The organism is Bradyrhizobium sp. CCGUVB23 (assembly GCF_024199885.1).
Lineage (GTDB): Bacteria > Pseudomonadota > Alphaproteobacteria > Rhizobiales > Xanthobacteraceae > Bradyrhizobium.
This window is the reverse complement of sequence record NZ_JANADQ010000001.1, coordinates 2,455,537-2,479,424: the sequence shown is the minus strand read 5'-3', so window position 1 is coordinate 2,479,424 and position 23,888 is coordinate 2,455,537. Positions and strand designations below refer to the sequence as shown.

Genomic DNA, 23,888 nt, shown 5'->3' with positions numbered 1-23,888 from the left:
AGCGACTTGGCGATGTCTGTGACGAGTAGACCGATCTGGTCGGAAGGCATGTTGGTGCGGCCGCAGCACTTGCAGCAATACGACCGTTGGGTCGAGCAACTGCTCGAGAATCGCGTCGGCTGTCTGATCGCCCACGGTTGGGGCGTTCGGAAGATTGCCTTTGATCGCAGCTGCCTCGCGCTCGGGCAGGTCGTCCTTACCGAGCTCGAAGCAATTATGCCCGACGGCACGGCGCTTCGATTACCTGAGTACGGTCAGCTTCCACCTGGACGAACACCTCCAGCTGCGGCGAAGAACCTGCCGGTGAAGATCGCTGTGGCGCGGCGCCGGAAAGCCGGCAACGATCACTCTCCCGGGAATTCACCTTTGAGTCGCCATCGTCAGGAGGTCCTGCAGGTCCGGAATGCGACTGCGCCTGAAAAGCCTCCCGTCGATATCAATGTTGCAGCGCTGACAACGCATCTCGTGTTCGACAGTGAGGAGCAGGACGAGCTGATCACGATGCCTATCGGTCGGATCCACGAGGTCGATTCGGCCGGCGCCATTACGTTGATCGCCACCTACCTCCCGCCGGCCCTCGATATCCATGCGGTCCAGCCGCTGATTGCGCTATTGAACGAGGTCAGGTCGTTGCTTCGGACCCGCGCTGAAGCTCTTGCCGCGCGCGCCGATCCGTCACGCTCGAGGGCAGATGGCGCGGGACTGATCGATCTCGTCACGCTATCCATCGTGAACGGCGCCGAAGCCGTTTTCGACCATTTCGCAGCGACGCGCGGGCATCATCCAGAAACGCTTTTCCGCGCGCTGCTCGGCCTTGCAGGACAGCTGTCGAGTTTCGCCGGCGACCGCCGCACACCCGCAGATATGCCCGCCTATTGTCATGAGGATCTCGAAACCGGCTTCACAGCTCTGGTACGTATCCTGCGCGAGCTCTTGTCCGTCGTGATTCAGGGCGCCGCGATATCGCTGCCGCTACAGGATCGCGGTTACGGCATCCTAATCGCTCTCATTGCCGACCGCGCCTTGTTTCAGGATGCTCGCTTCGTTCTTGTAGCGGTGGCGAGTGTGGCGACCGAGACGCTGCGCATCCAGCTTCCGGCGCAAATGAAGGTAGGCTCGGTCGAGCAGATCCGAGATCTCGTCAATCTTCAGCTCCCCGGTGTTCCTATTCGCGCGCTGCCTGTGGCACCGCGCCAGATACCCTACATCCAGAGCGCCGTCTATTTCGAGCTCGATCAGTCAGTGGAGCTGTGGCGCACCCTGCCGCGATCGGCGGCCTTCGCTTTTCACGTTAGCGGTGACTACCCGGATCTGCATCTCGAATTCTGGGCTATCCGCGGAGAACGTTTAGCTAACCAGGCTGAAACACATGGATGAGCCGACAGTCATTGGGCGTAGACCGCTCGCTCCGACCCCTAATATTCAACGCGGCCAATCTTCCGTTCGCGTTCCGTCCGGGGCCGCCGCAGCGAGGTTTCCCGTTACGCCAACACCAGTAGCTGAACCCGGCGGAGTTGGGATCGCCAATCATGCCGAAATTGTCGCGCAGGGTCTGTTCGAGCCAACCGCACTGGAAGACACCTTGGTTGCGGCGGCAACACCGATCCTATTGATCGTCGCGCAGCTTCGCATGGTCGAGAACGCCGATATAGGGGCGATGCGCCGTGGAACTGTCGAGCAAATTCGTCGCTTCGAAGAGCGGGCCGTCAAAAATCAGGCGCGCCGCGGCGATGTGAGCGCCGCGCGTTACCTCATATGCGCGCTGGTCGACGAAGCTGTGATGACGACGCCATGGGGCAGTGAAAGCGCCTGGAGCGACAATAGTCTGCTCAACCAGTTCCACAACGAGACCTGGGGCGGCGAAAAGGTCTTCCAGATCGTCGAGCGTATCCAGGCCGAGCCGGCCAAATACCTCGCACTGCTAAAGCTCGTCAATGTCTGCTTGCTGATGGGCTTTGAAGGCAAATATCGCGTCATGCAAGGCGGCCGCGAGCAGCTTGAAGACCTGCGCGCGGAGGTCCATCGCCTTTTGGGCGAATACACGACCGCGCCGCCTGCTCAACTGTCGGGCGAATGGCGCGGCATCAGGGCGCGCACCAGTGTGCGCAAGTACGGGCCCTTGTGGATTGCCTTCGCCGTCGCCGCCTCTGTAATGCTCATCGGCTACACCATTTTCCGTTGGCGCCTCGGAAGCCAATTGGCGGCTGTCGAGCAGTTGATCGAGTCGATCGGCCGCTCGGGACCGCTTTAGGGGGAGACGCAGGTGTTCGGCGCACAATTGGCGGTACTCTTCTCGGTTCGAGGCATCGTTACGCTGGTCTGCTTGCTCGCGATCAGTCTACTCATCTGGTTCGGCGGTCCTTATCTCGTCGTGTCCGAGCAACGTCCGCTCGACCAGATGACCGTTCGGGCCGCCGCGATCGTGAGCCTTTTCTTCGTGGTCGTGCTCGTCACGCTTGCCCGTTACTGGCTGGCGCGTCGCACTAACCGACGCATCATCTTGTCACTGATGGAGAGCGAGGGCCTGATCGGGCATGCCGACAACAGCCGGGAGGAAGTCGAACTCATTCGCAGGCGTTTCGAGGACGCACTGAAGGTCCTGCGTGATACGGTGTTCGCGGGCAAGCGCGGACCAAGTTATCTGTTCGAGTTGCCTTGGTACATCATCATTGGCCCACCGGGCGCGGGCAAAACGACGATTTTTCGCAACTCTGGGCTCGAGTTTCCGCTCTCCCGGCAGCTTGGAGGCGAGCCGGTCGCAGGCATCGGCGGCACACGAAACTGCGATTGGTGGTTCGCAGAAGATGCAGTCTTGATCGACACGGCAAGCCGTTACACGACGCAGGACAAGGATGCCGAGGTCGACCGTGCGGCCTGGCGCGGCTTTCTCGATCTTCTCCTGACACATCGGCGGCGGCGGCCCATCAACGGTATCCTGGTTGCGGTCAGCTTGGCCGATCTCTTGTCGCCGGACGAGCCGGTGAGGCGGCGGCACACCGAGGCCATCCGTTCGCGGATACAGGAGCTGCTGAAGACGTTTCGGATGCGCATTCCGGTTTATTTGCTGGTGAACAAATGCGATATGGTGCCTGGCTTTACCGAATATTTCGACGATCTCGACCAGCAAGGCCGTGCCCAAGTCTGGGGCAAGACGTTTCCTCTCGGGCCGTGCGATCGTATCGGCGACGCCGTGAGTCTGGAGATGCAGGAGCTTGCGGAGCGGCTTGAGGCGAGACTGGCCCTTCGCATGCACGATGAACGTGATCTCATCCGGCGGGGACTCATGTATGCGTTTCCGAAGGAGTTCTGGGGTATCCGGAGCGCAATCGCCGGCTTCGTTGGTGAGGTCTTCCGATCGCGCCGCTTCGAAGTAGAGCCGATGCTGCGTGGCGTCTACTTTACCAGCGGCACACAGGAGGGAGAGCCGATCGATCGCGTGATCGATGCGATTGGTCGGAACTTTGGTTTGCAGTTGACCCGGCGCATGCCGACTGTTGGGCCGGGGAGGGGGTTCTTTATCAAGCAGCTGCTGACCGAAGTGATCTTTGCCGAGCAGGGACTGGTCGGCCGCAATTTAAAACTTGAGCGCCGGCTCGCGCTGGTACATGGCGGCGGGCATATCATGGCAATGGTGCTGACGGTGGCTGCCTTCATTGTGTGGTATAGTGCCTTCACTCGCAATGAGGCGCGTATCGACCAAACCAGAGCGACGGCGCAGATTGCAGAGGCGCGCCTCCTGGAGACGCGCGGACCGCTCGACCTTAAGGCCGTCCTGCCAACACTCAATGCCGCGCACCGGCTACGACTGGCGGCTGGGGAAGACAGTTGGTTTGCTTGGCTTGATGGTCTCGGCATCTCGGCGACCCCTGTGCTTGCGCCAGCTGCCCAAAATGCCTACGACCGCATTCTACTCAATCGTCTGCTGCCGGTTTTCGCGGGCAGGCTCGCCATCCGCATCGATGCCCTGTTGCGCGCCGGCAACGACGCTTTGCTGGATCAGGTCAAGCAGGTGTTCCGTACCTATTGGATGCTGAGCGATCCCGGGCATTTCGACCGTGGCGAAGTCGAGCACGCTGCGCGCAATGAAGTCGCGCACACGTTTGCGCTCGATCCGACGTCGGCGGGCGAGCTGAACCAGCATTTTGCGCGGCTTATCGAGTTGCTGCCGAAGCCCATCAGTGTCGACCAGCAATTCGTGGGAACGGTACGGTCCCGGCTAAACAAGCGTCCTGTCGTCGAGCAGGTCTACGCCCGCCTCCTCCGCGAAGCCGCGCAGAACACGCGCCTGCGGCCGATCGATTTGATTGGTCTGGTGGGCTCAGGCCAGCTTGAGATCACCCAGATGCCCGCCTTGCAGATTGCCTTTCCCGCCATTGACGAACAGGAACCGGTTGGCAATGCTGCCATGATCCCTGGGATCTTCACGCGCGAGGGTTTCCTCAATTTCGTGCTGCCGAACCTGCCGCTCATCGCCCGAGCCGAGCAGAACGCCGACTGGCTACTCGCTGGCGCCCCGATCGACACGGTAGATATTCAACAGATCGCTCTCAAAGTCATGGATCGGTATGTCAACGATTATATCCGTGTTTGGTCAAATGCCCTGAGCAGTATCCATGTTGTCAAGTTTGACGATTTGCAACGCGGCTCAGCGATCATGCGCGGATTGGCCGGTTCTCAAAGCACGCTCCAGCAGGTCGTTTCGCTCGTACGCGACAATTCGAATTTGCTGCCGCCAGGGGAGCAGACCCTGGCCAAGGCCGGAGATACTGGCACCACCGCCGGGCCTTCCTCGGCGGCCGCCGGTCATGCCGCGGGCGCTCTGTTCCGTGCTGCGTTTGGCGATGCACCGTGGCCGGGAACGCGGATCACCGAAGCGTTCCGGCCTCTGGCCCAACTGGCCACAGACGAGGCGGCTGGACAGTCGACGGGCATGGATCATATCCGTGGTCTCTTCGGCGGTCTTTATGCGGCAATGGCCAACATCGTGGCAGCACCGGATCCGAACCAGGCCGCGTTTCAGCTCGTTCAGCGACGCGCCAAGGATCCGAATAGCGATGCTTTCGGTGCCCTGCGCGCCGACTCGGCGCTGCGACCGGAGCCGATCCGCACCATCATGAACGAGACGGCCCTTCAGACGTGGAGCTCCTTGCTCAAGCGGGCGCATGACCATGTCGATACGGTTTGGACGCACGAAGTGATTCCGGTCTGCCAGGGCATTATTTTTCAGCGCTATCCAGTGTTTGAATTGGCAAGCGAAGACATGAGCCTCAAGGATTTCGGTGATTTCTTCCGTCCCGGCGGCATCGTCGATGACTTTTCTCAGAAATACCTTTCTCCGCTGGTCGTCGACCGTCGGTCCGGCCTTGCACCGGCGACTATCGATGGTGCAGAGGCACCAATCCGAGCGGGCGCATTGATACAATTTCAGCGCGCGCGGGAGATTCGCAATGCGTTCTTCAGCAGCCCCGGGTCCGCACCGGCAGTGAGGTTCAGCATCAAGCCAGTCTACCTCAGCCCCAAATTGATGGGCGCGACGTTCGTCCTGGACGGCAAGGAAATCGCCTATCGTCATGAGGCGCCGCGTGCCTACGAGTTCGAATGGCCGACGCAAACCGATGCAAGTATCGCTTCCATTACGCTGACCGCGGCGGACAAAGCCGAGGAGAGGATCGAACGCTCAGGCCCCTGGGCACTGTTCCGGCTGTTCGACGCGTCACAACTGGCCTCAGCCGGCGCTTCGGATCGGTTTGCGATGACGATCGGTAAGCCGGATGGGACTAACGTGACCTACGAGCTGCGCGCAGCCAGCGTGAGCAATCCGTTCAGATTGAGTGTCCTTCGTTCGTTTCGGTGTCCGGATAGCCTATGACCAGTGGGCGTCGGCGTTCTTTTCTGTATCTGCGGGAAGAGCCCGGCCAATGGTGCCTCATTGCGCCGAGGCATCAACGGCTCAACCTATCCTCGCCGGCGTCCCATCCGACGCAAGGCGATCGCTGGTCGCCGGGCTACAAGCAGAGCTCGCAATTGCGTTTTGAAATAGGTCCCGCGGGCTCCGCGCCCCGCCTATTTTGTGCTTGCACCAGGGGAGCAACCGGTGATGTCCGCGCGATCGTTGCCCGCTTGAGCGAGGATCCACTTTGAACGCGTCCTCGTTGGGGGCGGTCGCGCCCGTGGGATACGTGCTCGGCGGCCGTTTCGACCTGGTGGACGTGATCGGTGTCGGCGGCATCAGCACCGTCTATCGCGCGATCGATCGGATCGGCCTGCGGGCGCGCGAACCAAATCCCGAGGTTGCAGTGAAGGTCATCCGGCAGCATCCCACCGATTGCCAGGAATTGGTCGAGCTGCTGCATCGCGAGGCACGCCTTTTGCGGAAGGTCGCACACCGGAATTTGGTGCGCATTTATGACTCCGATTACGACGGCAAGTACCATTACCAAGTGATGGAGCTCCTCGAGGGCCGCTCGCTAGCCCAGATCCTGATTGAACATCAGGGACGTCCACTCTCACCCGCTGCTTCCTTTCGTGTCATCGGCGCTGCGGGGCAGGGGCTCGCCCATATGCACCGTTTCGGAATGGTCCATGGCGACCTGAAACCGGGAAACATCTTTATGACGTCAAGCGGAGCAGTCAAGATTCTGGATTTTGGTGCGGTGCTTGCAGGAGGGGTGACGACACGAAGCGATAGGGCCGCGGTGCTGTCCGATCAGATCGCCCTTATGACCCCGGCCTATGCATCGCCAGAGATGCTGATGGGCGAACCGCGTGCGGAAAGCGATGATGTCTATTCTCTTGCTGTGGTGGCCTATCTGGTGCTGACCGGCACGCATCCATATGCGCGGCGGCCGGCCGACGTGGCGCTCTACGAGAATCTGACACCCGCGCCGCCTTCGACCATTTCGACGGCGCAATGGCGGGCACTGGCCTCAGGTCTTGCCCTCAACCGCGACGACAGAATCCAGACGGTCGATGAGTTTGTCCAGGGTCTCACCCGGCCGCCTTGGTTTTACCGCGTGTGGGGCGGTGCGCGCCATGCGGCTGTCGTAAAGCGTGCAAGGAGGCAAGATACTATTTGATCATTTCCAATGCTTGGAAATTGCGAGCACACTTGCCGGCTCTGATGGCAGCTCGCTCGACGGTAACAGATACGAGCTTCTTGGCTCCGCAAGCGTTTCGACGTGGTGTACCGATGCAAGAATATAATCTCAGCATGAGTCTGGATATTCTCAGTAAGCCAGAGCTGGAGCTCGACGTGCAAGGCTTCGAAGGCACAGAGTGCATTTCGCTGCCGTTCAGCTATCAGGTTTATGCCACGACATCGAGTGATACAGATATCGGCTCAATGATCGGTGAACGTGCCAGGCTGACGATCAATACCGCATGCGGCCGATGGATTGCCTCGGGCCTCTGCGCCCTGGTAGAGGAACTGGACCCAACAATATCCGAACTTCGGGTGCTTCAATTCGTCTTACGCCCGCGCTTCTCGGTCACCGAACTCTCGATAGCTAGCCGCGTTTACGGCCCTGGCCAGCCAGTCGGCGTGGATGACATCGTCAAGCAGGAGCTGAACAGGGCAGCCATCAGCATCCCGGCCGAGTACAATCTGGATAGCTACCCAAAGCGAAATTACGTCGCGCAGTACAATGAAAGTGATTTCAATTTCATTTCGCGCCTTTGCGAACGGAACGGAATTTTCTATTTTTTCAAGCAGGAAGACGACGGTGAGACCGTCGTCTTTGGTGACAAAAACCTGGCATTTCCCAAGGTCAGGTTCGGCCCGAGCGCAGCCATCCTATATTCGCACCAACGCGACAGCGGCACGTCTCGCCGCATCGACGAAAGCGCAATTCTGTCAGTCCGGCAACGCCGCGTTCTCTCGACAAAGACGATCAAGCTCCGCGATTACAACGAAACGGTGCCTTCCATCATATCCGTGGATGAAGAGGTCGGGCAAGGTGGCGGCTTCTTGGGGCAGGCCGAACGGTTCGGCGGGCATTTTGCTTCCGAAGGAGAAGCGATCACGCTTGCCAAGATCCGTGCGGAGCAAATTGGCGCTAGTCAAACGATGTACATTGCCCATAGCGATGCGCCGCAGCTCCGTGCAGGACGCATTTTCGCACTGCAGGGCCATCCACGGTTCGACGGCGAATATCTGGTCGTCGCGGCAGATCACTCGGCCTACCGGCCGGCGCCGACCGGGTTCAACGCGTTGCCGGGGAAGGGGCGCGCCTACTACAACATGGTCCACTGCATCCGGTCGGATGTGCCTTACCGTCCAGTCGCTATGACGCCTGTGCCGCCGGGCGTCGGTCTCTATAGCGCCAAGATCGATGGAGAGAGGTGGAACGAACGGGCTGAAATCGACGACCAAGGCCGTTACAAGCTGCAGTTTACGTTCGCCGACGAAGCGGCGTCGAAAGGACTTGGCAGCGACTACGTCAGAAAGCTCGAGCCTTACGCTGGCCCGAGTGAAACCGGGCTCCATTTTCCCCTGGTCGCCGGAACGGAAGTTCTTGTCGGTTACATAAACGGCGATATTGACCGGCCGGTGGTGGTCGGCGCGGTGCACAATCCCGATATGAAGGGAGTCGTGACCTCCGAGACACATTTGTTCAATCGCATCAAGTCGCAGTCAGGCGCCTCTATCGAGATATTCGATGGGCCTGCGTGATTTCTTCATCTTGTAGCGCTTTATGACTGTCTGGCGACCCGCGACCCGCGAGATCGATCCGTTAGAAGAAGCGGTCGCCAATGCAGCGCGCGCAGCCATCCTGCCAACACCGACGATCAACGTGCCGCCGCCGTCGTCCGATGGCATTCGCTTACAACTGCTTCGCAACGGACGCGAATTGCGCCTGCTGCTATCTACGCAGTATCTAACGCTGCAGCAACGAGGTCCTCGTACAGTGGTCATCTACGCAGTGCGGGGCAGTGCAGTCGTCGACAAACGCATCGGTTATCAGGTGACGGGGCAGGCTGTGCTCGACGTTGCCACGCGTGCGTTTCTCGATGTCGAGTGTCGACTGGAGTCAGCAGGCTCTGCCATGCTGTGAGGGATCGCTGTACTTGCGCAGAGAACCTAGCGGGAACGGTACGCCGGAATCTGCGCAGCCTTCTTTCGTCGGCATATGCAAAAGATTGGCAAATACAAACGATCTTTATGCCGACGACATTTGGCACGGATGTTGCGATGTCTGTTGCGTCAATTCGTGCGCGGCGCATATCAGACAATGGAGGCAAAAGTGGCGCTTGAAGCTTACATGACGATCAAAGGCAAGAAGCAGGGCGACATCTCCAAAGATGCGTCCAAGCTTGATAGCATCGGGCAGGTCGCCAAAAGCGACGCCGACAACCAATCAAAGGTCACGGTCGTTGCCTTCACCAGTGGAATCATTGTCCCACGCGATATGACGAGCGGTGTCGCCACCGGCGCACGCAATCATCAGCCGGTGGTCTTCACCAAGTTCTTCGATCGTGCCTCGCCGCTGCTCTGGCAGGCGCTGGCCACCAATGAGCTGCTTGAAGAGGTGGTGTGCGAGTTCTACCGCGCCGACCCAGGGGGGATGCCGAAGCCGCAAAAATTCTTCAAAACGACCTGGAAGAACGCGACCTTGATCGAAGGCAAGGCTTTTGTGCCACTGACGATCAACCCGCAGAACAACTTCTTCCAAAACATGGAAGAGTGGTCGTTCACCTACAAAGAAGTGAAATGGGAACACATTCCTGGCAGTACCACCGGCGAAGACAAGTGGTGAACGACTTCGGCCCCCAGGCCGCTGTGCGGCGGCGAAAGCTTTGTGAGTTCCAGCTCAGCTCGTACGCCGCCCTTTTGGGGGCGCCTTGGTCGCGCCATGGCTGGGGAACGCTGCGGTAGCTGCGGTCGATCTCAAGTCGTTGCTTGCGCGGCTTAGTGTCTTTAGCCAGGGGGAGGCGGCCTTGCTTCGGGGGCGTTTGGTATGGCTGGTGATTTCGAACTCGTGGTGCAGCATGCATGGCAAGGCTCCGCGGGTAAATTGATCATCGCCGACGAAGAGGCATCATCGGACTATGGCCATTTCGTTTCTCTTCAGTCGAACCTGACAGGCTTCGTGATTGAGGTTAGAGCAGTTCCGTTCCGGCAGCTGATGCGGCTATTGCGCGGGACGGCAACTGTTCGCGCGCGAACGACAGTTGACCGTGTCATGCTTCTGACGACAATTCTGCTGGACTTGGAACGTCGGACACCGTCCGTCGTGTGCGAGGCGTTCCAAGCTGAACAATTTCGGTAGATTTCGTTCGCGCGGCCCCTGCTTTTGAGATGTTCCCAAAGTGGTTGGGCGCGGAGTTCATCCTGAGTCGAAGATGGACCATGACCGACAGCCCGCCGCACAAGAAGCAAAGCACGGCCGCCCGACAAGTCTTCTGACCAACCAGAGGCGCTCGGCCTCGAGATTGACGCTGCACTTATTTCCCACTTCGAACGGAAGCCAAAAGGGGGACCGCGCCTGAAATTATGTGCGATGGACGGCGAGGTTTAGCAGATGGATTCGCAAGACCGTGGTCGCCAATGGCCAATCGGCCTAACCAACTGAATGCCGATGTGCAGGCCTATACGAAGGAGCGACGGGCTTTTTGAGGAGGAGGCTCTTACGCTCGAAGAGCGTTGACCCGCCCACGGCTTGGTAGTCGCGTAGCCGATTAGAAGAGCTGAGTTGCACCATCCGACACGCCTCCGAGTCCCACCTGAACCCACCATCGCAAGGGGGCGGTCGGTCCTCAAGGACGCTTCGCGTCGCGCCGCGGTCGCCTGCGGCCATCATTGACCGCCGGACGCCCCTTGCACCGGGCAAGGCAGGTCGGGACGGCTGCGCCTGTGTTGCGTAAGATGATTTGGATCAGGTATCTGTTGGCCGTTGTTGTGCAAACGGCTGTGATTCCGGGACGTGTGCGATGTGCGCTCCCGCCGACTCGTCCGGTTCGAGTTTAATTTGCGGGATAAGGATAATGCTATTGCCGCCTCGCGGATTGTTTCCGGTCACGACGTCCTTCGCTGGATCCAACTGCGCCGTGTAGGGCTGGCCGCGGATGTACATACTTGTCGACTGGAACGGCGTCGTTGGCAGAAGGCCGCTTTTCGTCAGTTCGGCGATCAGGATGTCCGGGGCCGCTTGGCGGCCATGCTGCCAGCCCAAGTCAACAAGATGTCCATACTCCGCCACGGGCCTCCCTCCGCCGAAACCCGAGGACGGGAGCTCCACGAGCGACTGGGCAGGTACCTGGGACGAGCTGGGCTGCGGAGTGTCTACCCCGGCGGAGGAATCCGCTTGCTCGAGGATGAAGCTCCGAAGCTTTGTCAGCGCGGCTCGGATCGATGGGTTACTGGACGAGACCTTGAATTGATTAGCATCCTCCAACAGCTCGTCGCGGTGAAGTCGGCGCGCGATCGGCGCCTTGTCGTTGTCAAAGAGCCAGTCACTGAACCGACGCAGCACCGCTGCGTATGAGCGGACAGAGTCCGGCTTCATATTCAAGTCTGTTGTTGCCCCGTATTTGTCAATAAGATCTTCGTCCTCGTCGTATTTTGCTTTCCTTAGAGGACCACTCACGTTTTTCCCGGCCGCGGCTTCCGCAAGCCCGTTCAACGCCCTTCTTAGGGTAGCAACGGCGTCGGGATCAACTTTTTGACTTACCGCATAGGCCTGCGAATCGCCATGCAGCTGATCGAGCTGATCGAGCTGATCGGCCATTGCCGGCTTACCAGTCTGGTGACGCCAGGCGGCGAATTTCGTAAGCTCGCGGATCTGTCGCGCCACGACGCCTTGGGTCCAGCCGTCCGTAATGGCTTGGTGTCCGAAGTGGGAAATAAGCCACTCATCCGGTAGGGGCGCATTCAGATCCAAGTCCAAACCGCGATTGCTCGATTCGGATGGCAACGATCCGAGACTGCTGATGGCCGAGGACGACACGGCCCCGGTTGAAGACGATGCCCCGGTAATTTGCTGCGAACTGCCCTCACCGGTGTGCCCCCCTGCTGGCTCACGATGTTGTTCCCGAAGCAACGTCAACGCGGGGCAGATCGTGCTGCTCCCGAATTCACGCTTGAACTGTTCTGCATCGTCCGTAAGCCCATCATGGAAAAGTCGGCAAGTCATGGGCTCCTTCTTGCCGATCTTGAGCCAGTTACTGAACCTGCGAAGAACACTTGGGTACCCGAGGTATCTGAACGGATACAGACGCTTAAGTGTTTCCTCAAAATCGGAGATCAGCGCCTCGTCCACACAAGAGAGCTCGTTCGGAGGGTTTTGCTTTTGCTTTTTAGCCTGCGGACTACCCGTCATAATCCCACTCCGATGCGGCGAGGAGGCACTCAGCCTCACTCAGGGTTGCTGCCTCTTGATAGCAAGGGCCGTGCCGGCGTTGTCCGGCCTGTTCAAGGGGCTTGTCGCGGCCGCCAATGAACGCCGAACCTTTCCTACGCGCCGACCGCTTGAAACCTTCGGACCGCCCATAAGCGGCGCGTCAGACCTCGCTGTCGCGATCCTCGGTATCCAACATGCGCGGCGCCGAGACCAGGAAAGGCGAAAAGTGCGTGAAGCTGAATGCAAACAGGGGCCTGGTCTTGCAGATAAAGGGCGAGCGTATGGCGAGTTCGAGAGCGAGTGACCGGCGCGCAGGACATCTTCTATGTCGGCAACACGAAGGGCGCGTGGGCAAGATCTATCAGCAGACCTTTCATGGATATCTACAGCCAGGCGGCGTTTGCCAAGCTGTATAACCGCAAGGCGCCAGTCGTTACCCGGCGCCAATCTCCAGGATGAGCGGGAGCCCGCTAGGAGGCTTCTGCCGGGCCAGCCTGTCCGCGGCACGCTCTCATGTCGGAGTTAGGCGTTTGGCGAATGTCTGCAGCACGCAAATGGTGACCTCCGGTTACGCTCTGGGCGGCGCAAACCGTTCAATCGATCGCGTGCGCGTGCAATAGCGCGGCGAGCCGGCGTCGACCTTCGTCGATCACCCCGGACCAATTCCCGAGCTCCTCCTGCACAATGACTTCGAATGATGGGTACCAGAGCGGCTTTCCGTTGCCCTGGGCCCAGTACCAAGGGTAACCGTTCGGCACGAAGACAACGCCGGGAATTCCGAGCGCGCCCGCAATATGGACCGCGAAGCTGTCGGGTCCAATCATCGCGTCGAGAATGGCGATCCCTGCAATCAATTCCGCTGGGCTGTCAATATGCACACCAGCATCAATAGGGCGGCTCCATCGCTTCATGTCGTGCCGTTGCGCGTCGGTCATCAAACTGACCGGCGTGATGGAGTTGGGGAGCGTAGCGGCGATCTGTTCCATGGTTAGACCGAGAACACCACCGTCCCACACGATGCCGACAATGGTCTTGCAAGTCCGGCCAGAGCGTCTCGCCATTTGGCGGATAATCCCGGATCGGGTCGCAGATAAGGGATGCCATCGGCAATGTTGTGCGCATCGATCGCCAGTACGCGCAATAACGATTGCAGCGAGGTGGTGGAGAGTCCAGACTTTGGCTCCTCTGAAATGACCTGCTCAGCCAGGCTGGTGAGAACTGCCTGGTAATGTGGCTCCGCAATGACGCGCACAACTTGCTGGCTCGCCAGCCGACGCACAAGAAGAACGAGCGCCACGAATTCGAGCATGCAAGTCGTCGGCGGCACATAAACCAAAGTTACAAGGGCCAAGGCGACCGGCTCGGGCGTCGGGAAGCGACCGAGCGTCAGTTCAAGGGTCGTCTTCAGACGGCTTGCCGTTTCATCGTCGGGGCAGGCGTGCGCGACGTGGCTGGCAAGCGTGAGGGCGTCATTGAACCGGCCGACAAACTGCAGGGTGCGCGCCAGAACAAGCGCGGCGGAAAGATCTGATTTGTGGGTGCGTACGAACTGCGTGAGCTCCGTAATGCCTCGATCCACCTCACCGTTTGCGATCGTGACGCGGGCCAGGATTTCGCGCGCGCCGAGAAGGGTCGGCGCATAGGCAAGCAACTTCTTGCAAGCGGCTTCCGCTTGCAGCCAGAGTCCAGTCGCGGCGCGGCAATAGGCCAGATGCAGAAGCCCGGCCGTATCGAGCGGGGCCCGCAAATGGGCGCGTTCCGCAAAACTCAGCGCTTCGTCGAAGCGGCTCTGTTCGAGCAAGAGCACCGACATGTTGCGCAGCGTATCGGGATCGTCCGGGATAAGTTCCAGGGCGCGAAGCAAGGCCGCCTCGGCCGATGGGTATTCGCGCAAGGCGAGATCGATGGCTCCAAGTTGGAGGAAGGCGCGCGCATTGGCAGGCTCGTGTTTTAGAGCGGCTTGCGTGATCGCGCGGGCTTGCGCAATGTCGCCGCGGCACAGCAGCGCATGAGCAAGCGCGAGCTTGATGTCTTGGTTGTGCGGGACGAGTGCCGACGCGCGTTCCAGACAGATCACCGCCTCGTCGAAGCGGCCGAGCAATTCGTGGGCGATGCCGAGATTAGTGACGAGGCCGGAGTGCTCAGGATAGAGGGTTGCCGCTTCCGCCAGCATCTCGAACGCAAACTCGGTCCGCCGCCGCGCGAGCGCTAGTGTCGCCTTTACGTTGAGTATGTCAGGATCGTTGGCTACGATACGGACATCGTTCAGCAGCGCCTCCGCCTCATCGAGACGGTTGGTTGCAATGAACTCCTGCGCCGTTCTAAGGCGGTCTTGCCAGGTTGGAGCCGGAAAGCCAGTGGTCGGCATGCGCGCTATGCGACCGTCACACGTTTGCCGTCGAGGCGGAGGTCCTCGGTCACGGCAATGACCTTGCTGTGAGCCGTCTCGGAGGCAATGCCGGTCACTTTAATCACCTGGGTTTCGGTCTGAAGCGAGTCGATACGGTCGATGATAGCGATACGCTCGACTGCCTTTACGGTAAGCGAATCCGCGCTCGCTTCCTGGATGCGCGTCACGCTGCGGAAACGGTCCGCAATCAACGTGTAAAGCCTGCCGATCCAGCTGGCCCTGTCCGCGAACACGGCAAACAGCTTAGTCCGCAGATCGATAGTGTCGGCGCGCAGGGACATTCGCTGACGGCCGGCGATAGCGATGGTGTCGCCCTCAATCGATAGATTGCCACCTGCGGGCAAAGCGAGGGTCCCGCAACTTGACCTCGGCCGCTCGAGCACAGCCAGAATGAAGACCTGCCTCGCATCGCTGAAGATTAGCACGAGGTCCTGAGGAATCGGCCGTACCAGACAGCCGAAAGCTACCACCGCCGTATGACGAGCGCCGGCGACTTCCACCTCCGACGCTGTGCCATTGTCATCGATTGCCACGATACGGGCAGTGTGATGCCCAGGATCAAGCAGGCGCTCGGTTGGCGCCAAGAGCTCAGCGTTGGTGCGGAAGGCCACTGTCATATTCTCACTCCTGCTGGCTACAGGTACAGGAGCGTACGCCAGTTTTGGGTGTTATACCGGCCGGTTGCGCTTTCGACCTCGCACACTCTGTCGACAACCTGGTGCTGATCGGAGCTCATTTGACCGATTTGCACTTGTGCGTCTGCTACTTGCACGCGCGTTTCGCACCACGTGCCGTCGAGCTTGACCCTTTTCACGTCAGCATCGTCTACCACCTTGAGATAGGTCTTCTTGACATAACGGATATCAGAATCAGCGACCTGCACGTTGTATCCACCGATGATCCTGGTCATATTGCCTGTCACCTTGTTGAATTCGTTGCCGATCGTTAGCGCATTTGCAAAGAGGAACCTGATCGAGCAGTTGCCGCCACAGCTGATTGAAAGATTGTAGCCAGCCCCGATGGAGATCGCCCCGCCGAGGAACGCAGCTACACTGAGGCCCACAGCCGTGATAACGTTTGCGCCTTGAACGCAGGTCACTCTGGCACCGTTGTAGATTTCCATAGCCGAGCCGTTTGTGGTCCGTGTCGAGTTGCCGTGAGTGGTCTCCGACACGTCGCCCTTGGTGGTCTGCTCGTAATGCGAGGCGGTCAAGCTGATGTTGCCCGCGGTTCCGTCGGCACCGGCGCTGATCGATACGTCGTTCTGGGCCGAGATCTCATAGGCGCCGTTTAGGACCTTATATCTGGCGTCGCCGTTCCTGACCTCGGTCGTGTGGCCGCGGCCGATTCTCATGAGCGAAGCGCCCTCAGCGGTTACCTGGAAGTCCTTCTGGGTGAAGGCAAGTATGCCAGCGTGGTCGCTTTCATGCTTGGTCGAATTGTTGTCGCTGGTTGAGATGAGGTCGGTAACAATCTCCTCCTCGCCGACCGAATAAGCGCCGAGCCGCAGATAGCTCGAGCTCGTCAGGGGAGAGTTTGGTGTTTCTGGGACGAAAAATCGGGCATAGGCATTCGACATAATCGGCTCCTCGGTCATTCGGATGGGTGCTTTAGCGTAGCGCCATTAATCGTGTTTGAGACGGTGATATCGACAGTCCGAATGTGTTCGGGCTGGAACCGTTCTGCTTGGTTGGCATCGCCATCTTGGTCGCCGGCGGGCCACCGATGAACAAATTGGTCGATCCCTTCATGGCGCGACCTGGACCCATGACCGTGCCCGACATGACGCCGAGGGCCACGCCCGCGTTGTCACCCGTCGATATCGCGCGCACCGTCTTCATATTGTGCGCCGGCATACACATGAGCAGGCAACGAGATTGGCTGGGAATGCTTGTCGTGTTCAAATTGATATTCGGATAGGGGGTGGGCACGACGGCGGGACCGGCCGGTGTGTTGCATACGTCGGGAAAGCCGAGATCCTGCGCCGACATGGGGCCGTTGGCATTGACGTAGGGCATGGTTCAGAACTCTCCATTGAACGGGGTCACGAAACTGGCATCGTAGAGTTCGGCAACAGCGCGTTCAGGCACCGTCGGCAGGGCGCTGCCACGCGCGCCGACGAACAGGCTGCCGTTAGTCGATGTGCAATGGAAATCGGTGCGTAGAAAGCGTGCGCCGGAGAAGTCGCTGCCATCGGCCTTAGCATGGTGCATCAGCGCATAAGGCATCTTTGCACCGCGAAACGAGGTAGACTTGGCGGATGCACGCGTAAATACGGCCATCTCCAATGTTGTGTTCGAGAGATCGCAGCTGTCGAGGCGCGCTTCCTGGAAGATGCATTGCATCAAATCGGCGCTTCGCAGGTTGGCGGCTCGCAAGTCCGCCTTGTCGAACAGCGTATTCGAGGCGGTGGCGCGTGAGAGGTCGGCGCCCACGAGGCTGGCGCCTGACAGAATCGAGCCAGAGAGGTCTACACCGGACAAGTTGACGCCGTTCAGCCTTGCCCCGCTCAAGTTCGCGCGCATCAGCGTCAGACCTGTGAGGTCTCGCTCGGATAGATCGCATTCCGCCAACAGGATAGTGTCGCATCGCATATTTGCGAGACTAGCGCTGCGCAAATCGGCCTGCGTGATGGCGGCGTTCGTGAGTGTGGTGCCGTCGAGCACGAGATTGGTCAGGTCGCATTCCATGATGGCGCTTTGTGACAAGGTGGCGTCACGCAGGACGGCGCAGGCCAAGACACAGCGCATCATTGTCGCTTGAGTGAGCCGCGTCTCGCTAAAGTCGCCACGGCTGAGATCCGACGACATCAACGTCGACTGGACGAGATTAGCCCTTCGCCAGTTGGAATCGCCTGCGCAGCAATTGACAAACGTGCATTTGTCGAGGCAAGCGTCGGCGAATAAAGCGCCGCTGAAGTCGCAGTCCTGAAAAGTCATGCCAGTCAGGGAGGTGCCGCCGAAGTTGCTGTTCCGAAAGGATGAGCTCAGCACGACGCCATCGTTCAAGGATAATCCAGACAGCGTCTCGCCATCGAGATTGACTTGGCGTACCGGGAGGCGGTGGGCGATTGATTGCAACAGCAGATCAATTGACATGGCGAGGGACCATAAGGACGGTACGCTCGATATTGGCGTTGCTCAAATCAACGGCGTCCAATGTCGAATCCATTAGGTCGGCACCATAGAGATTCGCATTGCGCAAACTGGCGCCGGCCAGATCCGCCTGATTGAGATGTGCCTCGAGCAGGTTGGCAGCATAAAAGTCGCAGCCGCGCAGATCGTTGCCGGTGAGGACCGCGCCTTTCAGCGAGGTCATTCGGAAGATCGCGCGCAACAAAGTTGACTTCCCGAAATAGACGCCGTTGAGCCGCGCCCTGCTGAAGTCGGTGCCGCTGATGTCGGCGTCCTGAAAGGAAAGCGCCTCCGCGCTGCTACGGTCGAAGCGGGCATCGCGAAGATCGATTTCACCGATGAAGCTGACCTGGTCAAATTTGGAGGCACTGAAATCGAGTTGCGGCGCTGCCACTTTGAGGAAGCAGGTTTGCTCGAGGCGAGTGCCGGAAAAGACCGCACCACACAGCGACAAGTCCATGAATTGTGTTCGCTGGAGGAGGGCACCCTGCCATAAGCTGTTATCCAGGGCGGCTCGAATGAACCCGCATTGATGTAGCTGCGCAGAGCGGAATGTTGATCCGATCATTGGCAGGTGCAACATTTGTAGATTAGCCAGACGTGCGTGGTCGAAGGACACACCCACCATTCGTGCTCCGAGAACATGAGTACGTACAAGCCGGCCGCCTGCGAAACGCGCCCCGCGGCAGTCGGCTTCACCAAGATTGGCGTCAGTAAGGTCGCTCGCGCTTAGATCAGCGTTGACGAGCACCGCGCCGGCAAGCGTGGCCTTCATAAGTTTTGCGCCGGCAAGGTTGGTCCCGTTCAGCTTGGCGCGTTCGAGAAAGGCGCCGGAGAAATCCGCATTGGCGAATTGCCTGCCCGACAGGTCGGCGCCGGCAAGATCGCGGCCAGCGAGCGAGCGGCCGCGGCCGTATTCTTCCTCCACGACCTCGCCCAGCGCGCGTGCCACGGCTGGAGCCAGCGCCGATTGAGGTTCGAGCGGCTTGGGTGAGGCCAGCCTGACCGCGGCCATGGCGGGCGCGAGCTGACCTTCGGCGCGATCGATCTCGGTCTGCAGGCCGGTCAGGGCCTCCTTACTTTTCCGGACGGCCTCATCCAGCGCCGCTTCGGTCGTATCGGCGAGCGGCGGTTGATCGGTCCCGACGAATGCCTCGAACGGCGCACGGCCATCGCTGGCTAACGAGGGCAGGGTGCCTCTGAGCGCCGCTTCGGCATCGGTGAAGATCGTGCGCAGACGCTGCACGGATTCAGTGGGTGCACCGTTGTTCTCGATCTGCGCTATTATGTCGTCAATGGTCGGTGGCCGCGGCGGCTGGCACTTGACGCGCTGGGCTTCCTTTGGCAGCGCAAGTGAAGGGACGTCGGGCAGTGAAAAAGCGTCGTCCGATAACGAGGCTTGTATCGACTCAAGCGGTCTGCCAGCCGGCAGGCCGAAGAGGCGAGCGTGCGCAAGTTCGAATTGCTGATGCTCGTCGACTGGCCGTGTTGCTGCGCCAACAATCTCGCCACGCCAGTCCTTTGCCCGCGCGAGCTTGGCTTCGAACTCGTGCACGAGGGTCGGATCAACTTCCGGCGGCAAGATAGGCAATGGCTGGATCTGCTCAAAGCTTGCATCCATCGCGTGCGCAGCGTCCATGCTGCCGATCGCGGCAAGCAACGTGTCGATATCGCCCGACATAGCACTCCCGCCGGAAATCCTTTCATACGCCTCGCGCATAGGCTCGCATTGAGCAGCAAGCTTGTCGACATCGGACACGGCCTTGGACTGGACCGTCTCTACGGCGTCGAGAATCTCGGCCAAGTCGATTTCGCCGCTCTCGAGTTCCTCGGGCGACAATTCGGGAATAGTTGACGGTTCGATGGGCGAGGTCTCGAATGTAGGGCGCAGCGCAGGTGGAAGATCGATACGTGCGAGTTCTTGGTCGAGCGCCCAGCGCCTTGAGGCCTGCTGGCGCGATGCACGCTGTTCGGCCAATTCTCCTCGCCGTGCTGCGCGGCGCTCGCGCTCGGCAGACGAAAGCGCGGGCGTGAGTTGATGTTCCGAAAAGGCGTATCGCGCGGCGGTTTTCGGGTCGAGGCGCAGCCGCCTGACATTCAGATAATGATCCGCCGAGCGCGCGGGATCGCTCTGCCGCTCGTAGGCGACCATAATGTCGGCAACGTCGCTGCCGTCGATTTCCTGCACGGCGGTCGCGGCGCGGTAGATCATAATTCCCCGGCGAGCCCCGGCCAACAGCCACAGCGTGTCGATGCGCGTCTGCAGTTCACTGACAGCACGCTCTGGAGCGCTCCAACCGATGAAGCATCGCACGCGAAAGGTGGGCAGCTGGCCCTCGATCAATGGATCTTCCGAGGAGAAGTTTTGCAGCGCATAGGGTTCTCCGCCGCAAAGAAAGCCGCTCAAGCGCTGGTCCAGCGGTGCGAACAGAAAGAGGCGCGGATCGACATCAAGCGCCAACGCGGGAGCGGCCGATTTCAGCCACGCCGCGTCATAAGTGCCGGCGTGTCGCAGGCGCTCCTTATCATCGAGGGCCATTGGTCCGAACGCTGCGGGTCGCGCCGCTGTCTCGATGAACTGAACCGCGTAGTCGGGATCTTCGAGGTTGGGTAGGGCTACCACTTCGCCGGCCATGCTACGGCGAAGAGCCTCGTGGCCCGTGCCAGTCGGATTCGTCGGATGTCCGGCCCCGCCGAATGCGCGCTGATGCATTAGCGGCATCCGCCGGAAAGGTTTGGCAGCTGTTGGTCGCCAGCCGGACGCCGTCATCTGCCAATAGCGATCGCCCGTCACCAACAGGCGCTTCTGTATTGGTCCGAGCGACCAGCCCAACATCATGCGCTGGATCGGCGGTCCCTCGGGCGCTGCCGCATGTCCACCGATGAGCACTTCCGCTTGCGGCTTGGGCATGCCGATATCAAGCGGGCTGCCGGGCGGGAGTTCTTTCGCGCTCATGACCCAAAGTTCCTGCTCGCCCTCCAGGCGGTCAGCGCAGGGGTTCGCGAGGTCGAACATCGCCAAGGCGGAAATGATGAGGCTTGCCCCGCGAGGACGTCGCTCGCATTTGGTCAACAGACCCAGCGTTCGGGGCTTTATAAGAATGGGCATGAGAGCGCCCCGCTAAATGTCCCACTTCGCAATCTTATTTCTCCGGCGTGACAGAGTTGCGAATTGATCTGTTGCCTACGGCGCGGTGAATTGACGCGTGTGGCAGCCGCCCGCTCGGGCAGAGCCATCGTTGTGCTACACGTCAAGTTCGACTTGCCAGAACGTTCAGCTCACAAGGTTCGACGCTCAGTTAACGAGTTCTCTTTGCCGAATACGTCAAATCGATCTAGACGACTAGGACCAATGTTTGCGAACGGCTTGTCCGAATCCGCTCGGGGGCGAAAGAAAGACTGCTCGTGAATGTGTTCTAATAGGACGAAAGACAGTGCACGTAACGCAACCGGCGGCGGTTGCAGGAACAACGCAAGCTCTTCGATCGTATCCAAGCCGATCCAGTCATGGCGAAATCGGCGACCTTCGAGGATAAAGCGACGCTTGATCACGATCGAGGAGGTCCTCGCATCAAGCCTGACTGTCTTTGTGATTGAGTACAGCAATTTCCATTCCAAAGGCTGCTGCGATAATCGCCGGAAAACGAATGCTTTTCGTGCGGAAACGACCACTGGTCCGTGTCCAGTGTCTGACGAACGCACAACGCCTGACGTGCTCGAAACAGCGACCATGGTCTGCCGCACGCGAGTTCTTTCAAGGTGACATCAGGAGCTTCAGTAGGGCAAACGTCGTCGGCACGTCGCTATATGCAGGCGAAGACGGCAAAAAACGTTCGCACTTGCTCTCTTCGCGTTCAGCGGTCGGCTTGGTGGCGACTTCGAGGTATCCATGCCCACGGTATCACGCGATGGACTGAGACTAACTGCTTGTGACTACCGGCTTACAACGGACGATGAAAACATGATGGCAGCGCCCACCACACTTCGAGGCCAGGCAGCAAACAAGCTGGGTCGCACGCCGGACGCGGCAGCTCGGCCTCTACCACGGCGCGGAGGTTCGGCGAAGGCTGGAATCTATGCAGGTCGAATGCGTTTCGTCCGCGTTGATGACAGGAGTCTCCTCAGAGGACCAGTCGTCGATCGGTTGCAGGGACAAATCGCACCATGTCGGGTGTTGGATGGCGGGCACGTGGACGGGATGTGATCGTTTGCGGTTGCCCGGTCAGGATGGCCGTCTCAATTGCGAGCAGCGCGCGCAGGTCCGCCAAGCCTTCCTCGCCATCGGCTTCGGGTGCCGTTCCAGCCTTGATGCAATCTGAAAAGTACTGCACCTGCGCGGCAAAATGGTCGATGTGCGGAAACTGGGTTTCGCCGACCTCGCCGTCGCGGCGCAGTCGCAATTTTGTTGCCGTCTCGAACCTGTAGCCGGGGTCGAGTTCGAGATCGCCAGCCGTTCCGACGACCCGATAATTGTCGACGGTAGCCGCCCCGAAGCTCGCGACGAATTGGGCCAAGCCGCCTGAAGGAAAACGCAGCAAGGCCGCGACCGACGCTTCCACCTCGCCGAACCGCTGGTCATCGATCGGTCGGTGCGCCATTGCCACGGCCTCGATCGGCTCTTCAGCAAAGATATGACGCGCCGCGTTGACGCAGTAGACCCCGACGTCCTGGAGCGGTCCACCCCAACTCGCAGCCTTGAGTCTGTGGTTCCCTGCCGCCGTCTGGAAACTGAACGCCGATTGAAAGAAGAGCGGTCGGCCGATCGCGTCGTTGCGGATGTGTTCAAGGACCGCGACGGTTCCGGGTTCGTTGTGGAGCCGGTAGGCGGTCATCAGAAGCACGCCGGCCTCGCGCGCGGCGGCGATCATGGCGAGGGCATCTTGTTCGTTGGTGGCCAGCGGCTTCTCGACCAAAATGTGCTTGCCGGCGCGAGCCGCCCGAACAGCGTAGTCAGTGTGCAAGTGGTTGGGCAGAGCAATATATACCGCGTCGACGTCGGAGCCTCTCAAAAGGGCATCGTATCCGTCATAGTTGACGACCTGACCAACACCATGGAAATCCGCCAGTCGCGCGGCCTTGTCTCGATGACCGGTTACGATTGCCGTAACCTTCGAGTTTGCGGACTGTCCGACTCCCGGCAAGAAGGCCTGTTGCGAAATCGAGCCAGCGCCGACGACTGCATACCTGATCATCATTTCCTCTCCGAGGGCTCGTGTTGGACCGCGTTCGAGGCTGGTCGGATTCCCTCCAACCTCGTTCGCTTCTGGCAGTCATTCAGCGGAGACGAGGTCGTATCTGAGGGGTGCCACCCCATTCCGGCGACAGCCTCGGACCCTGTACTCATTTCACCTCCCTCCTGACTTCCCATCAGATAACCGACTTGGTAGAGTAACCGTTAGGCTGCGGCCAGATCGAAACGGACCTGCCGCATTGCGCCTGAAGTTGCGAATGCGCTGTCACAGCTGGCTTTCAGTTGCGGCAATAATTGCCAAGTCGCAGGAACATCAGAACCCCAAAGGTTGGCGAGGACGGACATTCACGGTCCAGCAATTGCCGTGCCAGTAAAGACCTTGTGCAAAACCTTGCTTCGAACAGGGCGACGCATAGTTGAGCCAACGTCAGGGCTCCCACGCAAATGTCGCAAACCCAGCACCCCAGACGAAGGCCCGGGCACGGTGTGTTTCGGCATGCAAGAACGCTGCCGTTTCCGGGGTGATCGACATCCAAGAAGATTCCTTAATGGCTTCCGTCGAGTCATGGAAGCCGAGGTTGGATGATGGTGATGGAGACGATAGGATCATCCGTCGCGATAAAATTGTGCTCCTGTGGTTACGACATTGATGGTGCTGCCATCATCACCAATTCCAGAAAGAAATGATGTTTTCAGAACAGAGTCTCTTTGCGTCGTATAACATCATGTGTTGATGGCACGTATGGGAGGTGCGATGAAACGATCAACAATCGCCGACCTCGCGCAGGCCTGACTAAGGCTGTCGACCGTAAACC

The 23,888-nt window shown here is 59.7% G+C and carries 18 protein-coding genes and 1 pseudogene; 9 read left to right on the top strand and 10 right to left on the bottom strand.

Translation table 11 applies throughout. The features are described from left to right. Positions 1–12 precede the first annotated feature (12 nt). The 8 genes from tssK to NLN62_RS11305 all read left to right on the top strand — a co-directional run bounded on the left by tssK (position 13) and on the right by NLN62_RS11305 (position 10,268). Positions 13–1,377, top strand: a complete 1,365-nt coding sequence (gene tssK / locus NLN62_RS11340) for a type VI secretion system baseplate subunit TssK (protein ID WP_256575911.1) — start codon at positions 13–15, stop codon at positions 1,375–1,377. Continuing rightward, complete coding sequence (gene icmH, locus NLN62_RS11335) at positions 1,370–2,251, top strand: type IVB secretion system protein IcmH/DotU (protein WP_254108807.1); 882 nt, start codon at positions 1,370–1,372, stop codon at positions 2,249–2,251. The genes tssK and icmH overlap by 8 nt, the downstream gene beginning before the upstream one ends. Positions 2,252–2,263: 12 nt before the next feature. Beyond that, positions 2,264–5,869: a type VI secretion system membrane subunit TssM gene (gene tssM, locus NLN62_RS11330; RefSeq protein WP_254108806.1), complete on the top strand. Its 3,606-nt coding sequence runs from the start codon at positions 2,264–2,266 to the stop codon at positions 5,867–5,869. 301 nt (positions 5,870–6,170) lie between these two features. Then, complete coding sequence (locus NLN62_RS11325) at positions 6,171–7,076, top strand: serine/threonine-protein kinase (RefSeq protein ID WP_254108805.1); 906 nt, start codon at positions 6,171–6,173, stop codon at positions 7,074–7,076. Next, positions 7,073–8,671: a type VI secretion system Vgr family protein gene (locus NLN62_RS11320; protein ID WP_254108804.1), complete on the top strand. Its 1,599-nt coding sequence runs from the start codon at positions 7,073–7,075 to the stop codon at positions 8,669–8,671. Before NLN62_RS11325 ends, NLN62_RS11320 begins: the two co-directional genes overlap by 4 nt. A gap of 22 nt (positions 8,672–8,693) precedes the next feature. After that, positions 8,694–9,053: a hypothetical protein gene (locus NLN62_RS11315; protein WP_254108803.1), complete on the top strand. Its 360-nt coding sequence runs from the start codon at positions 8,694–8,696 to the stop codon at positions 9,051–9,053. A 189-nt stretch (positions 9,054–9,242) separates the two neighbouring features. Continuing rightward, on the top strand, positions 9,243–9,755 hold the full coding sequence (locus tag NLN62_RS11310; RefSeq protein WP_254108802.1) for an Hcp family type VI secretion system effector: 513 nt from the start codon (positions 9,243–9,245) through the stop codon (positions 9,753–9,755). Positions 9,756–9,956: 201 nt separating this feature from the next. Next, a complete protein-coding gene (locus NLN62_RS11305; RefSeq protein WP_254108801.1) occupies positions 9,957–10,268 on the top strand; it encodes a hypothetical protein in 312 nt (103 codons plus the stop codon). Positions 10,269–10,874: 606 nt separating this feature from the next. Here NLN62_RS11305 and NLN62_RS11300 read toward each other — a convergent pair. Further along, the gene (locus NLN62_RS11300) at positions 10,875–12,317 is read right to left on the bottom strand and encodes a hypothetical protein (protein ID WP_254108800.1); all 1,443 of its coding nucleotides are present in this window, start codon (positions 12,315–12,317) and stop codon (positions 10,875–10,877) included. 327 nt (positions 12,318–12,644) lie between these two features. Here NLN62_RS11300 and NLN62_RS11295 point away from each other — a divergent pair. Further along, positions 12,645–12,770 (top strand): annotated as a pseudogene (locus tag NLN62_RS11295) (IS481 family transposase); the annotation flags it as partial. A 161-nt stretch (positions 12,771–12,931) separates the two neighbouring features. Here the strand turns inward: NLN62_RS11295 and NLN62_RS11290 are convergent. The 9 genes from NLN62_RS11290 to NLN62_RS11250 all read right to left on the bottom strand — a co-directional run bounded on the left by NLN62_RS11290 (position 12,932) and on the right by NLN62_RS11250 (position 23,074). Then, complete coding sequence (locus NLN62_RS11290) at positions 12,932–13,324, bottom strand: hypothetical protein (RefSeq protein ID WP_254108798.1); 393 nt, start codon at positions 13,322–13,324, stop codon at positions 12,932–12,934. 2 nt (positions 13,325–13,326) lie between these two features. Next, a complete protein-coding gene (locus tag NLN62_RS11285) occupies positions 13,327–14,511 on the bottom strand; it encodes a lipopolysaccharide assembly protein LapB (RefSeq protein WP_254108797.1) in 1,185 nt (394 codons plus the stop codon). Between the two features lie 200 nt (positions 14,512–14,711). Then, positions 14,712–15,365, bottom strand: a complete 654-nt coding sequence (locus tag NLN62_RS11280; protein WP_254108796.1) for a DUF3540 domain-containing protein — start codon at positions 15,363–15,365, stop codon at positions 14,712–14,714. Between the two features lie 17 nt (positions 15,366–15,382). Next, positions 15,383–16,327, bottom strand: a complete 945-nt coding sequence (locus tag NLN62_RS11275) for a hypothetical protein (protein ID WP_254108795.1) — start codon at positions 16,325–16,327, stop codon at positions 15,383–15,385. A gap of 31 nt (positions 16,328–16,358) precedes the next feature. After that, positions 16,359–16,766, bottom strand: coding sequence for a DUF4150 domain-containing protein (locus tag NLN62_RS11270; RefSeq protein WP_254108794.1), 408 nt, complete (start codon positions 16,764–16,766; stop codon positions 16,359–16,361). Positions 16,767–16,769: 3 nt separating this feature from the next. Continuing rightward, positions 16,770–17,846: a pentapeptide repeat-containing protein gene (locus NLN62_RS52955; protein ID WP_256575910.1), complete on the bottom strand. Its 1,077-nt coding sequence runs from the start codon at positions 17,844–17,846 to the stop codon at positions 16,770–16,772. Continuing rightward, the gene (locus NLN62_RS11260; protein ID WP_256575909.1) at positions 17,836–20,991 is read right to left on the bottom strand and encodes a DUF2169 domain-containing protein; all 3,156 of its coding nucleotides are present in this window, start codon (positions 20,989–20,991) and stop codon (positions 17,836–17,838) included. The genes NLN62_RS52955 and NLN62_RS11260 overlap by 11 nt, the downstream gene beginning before the upstream one ends. Positions 20,992–21,161: 170 nt before the next feature. Then, on the bottom strand, positions 21,162–21,434 hold the full coding sequence (locus tag NLN62_RS11255) for a hypothetical protein (RefSeq protein ID WP_254108792.1): 273 nt from the start codon (positions 21,432–21,434) through the stop codon (positions 21,162–21,164). A 569-nt stretch (positions 21,435–22,003) separates the two neighbouring features. Beyond that, complete coding sequence (locus NLN62_RS11250) at positions 22,004–23,074, bottom strand: Gfo/Idh/MocA family protein (RefSeq protein ID WP_256575908.1); 1,071 nt, start codon at positions 23,072–23,074, stop codon at positions 22,004–22,006. Positions 23,075–23,888: the final 814 nt, after the last annotated feature.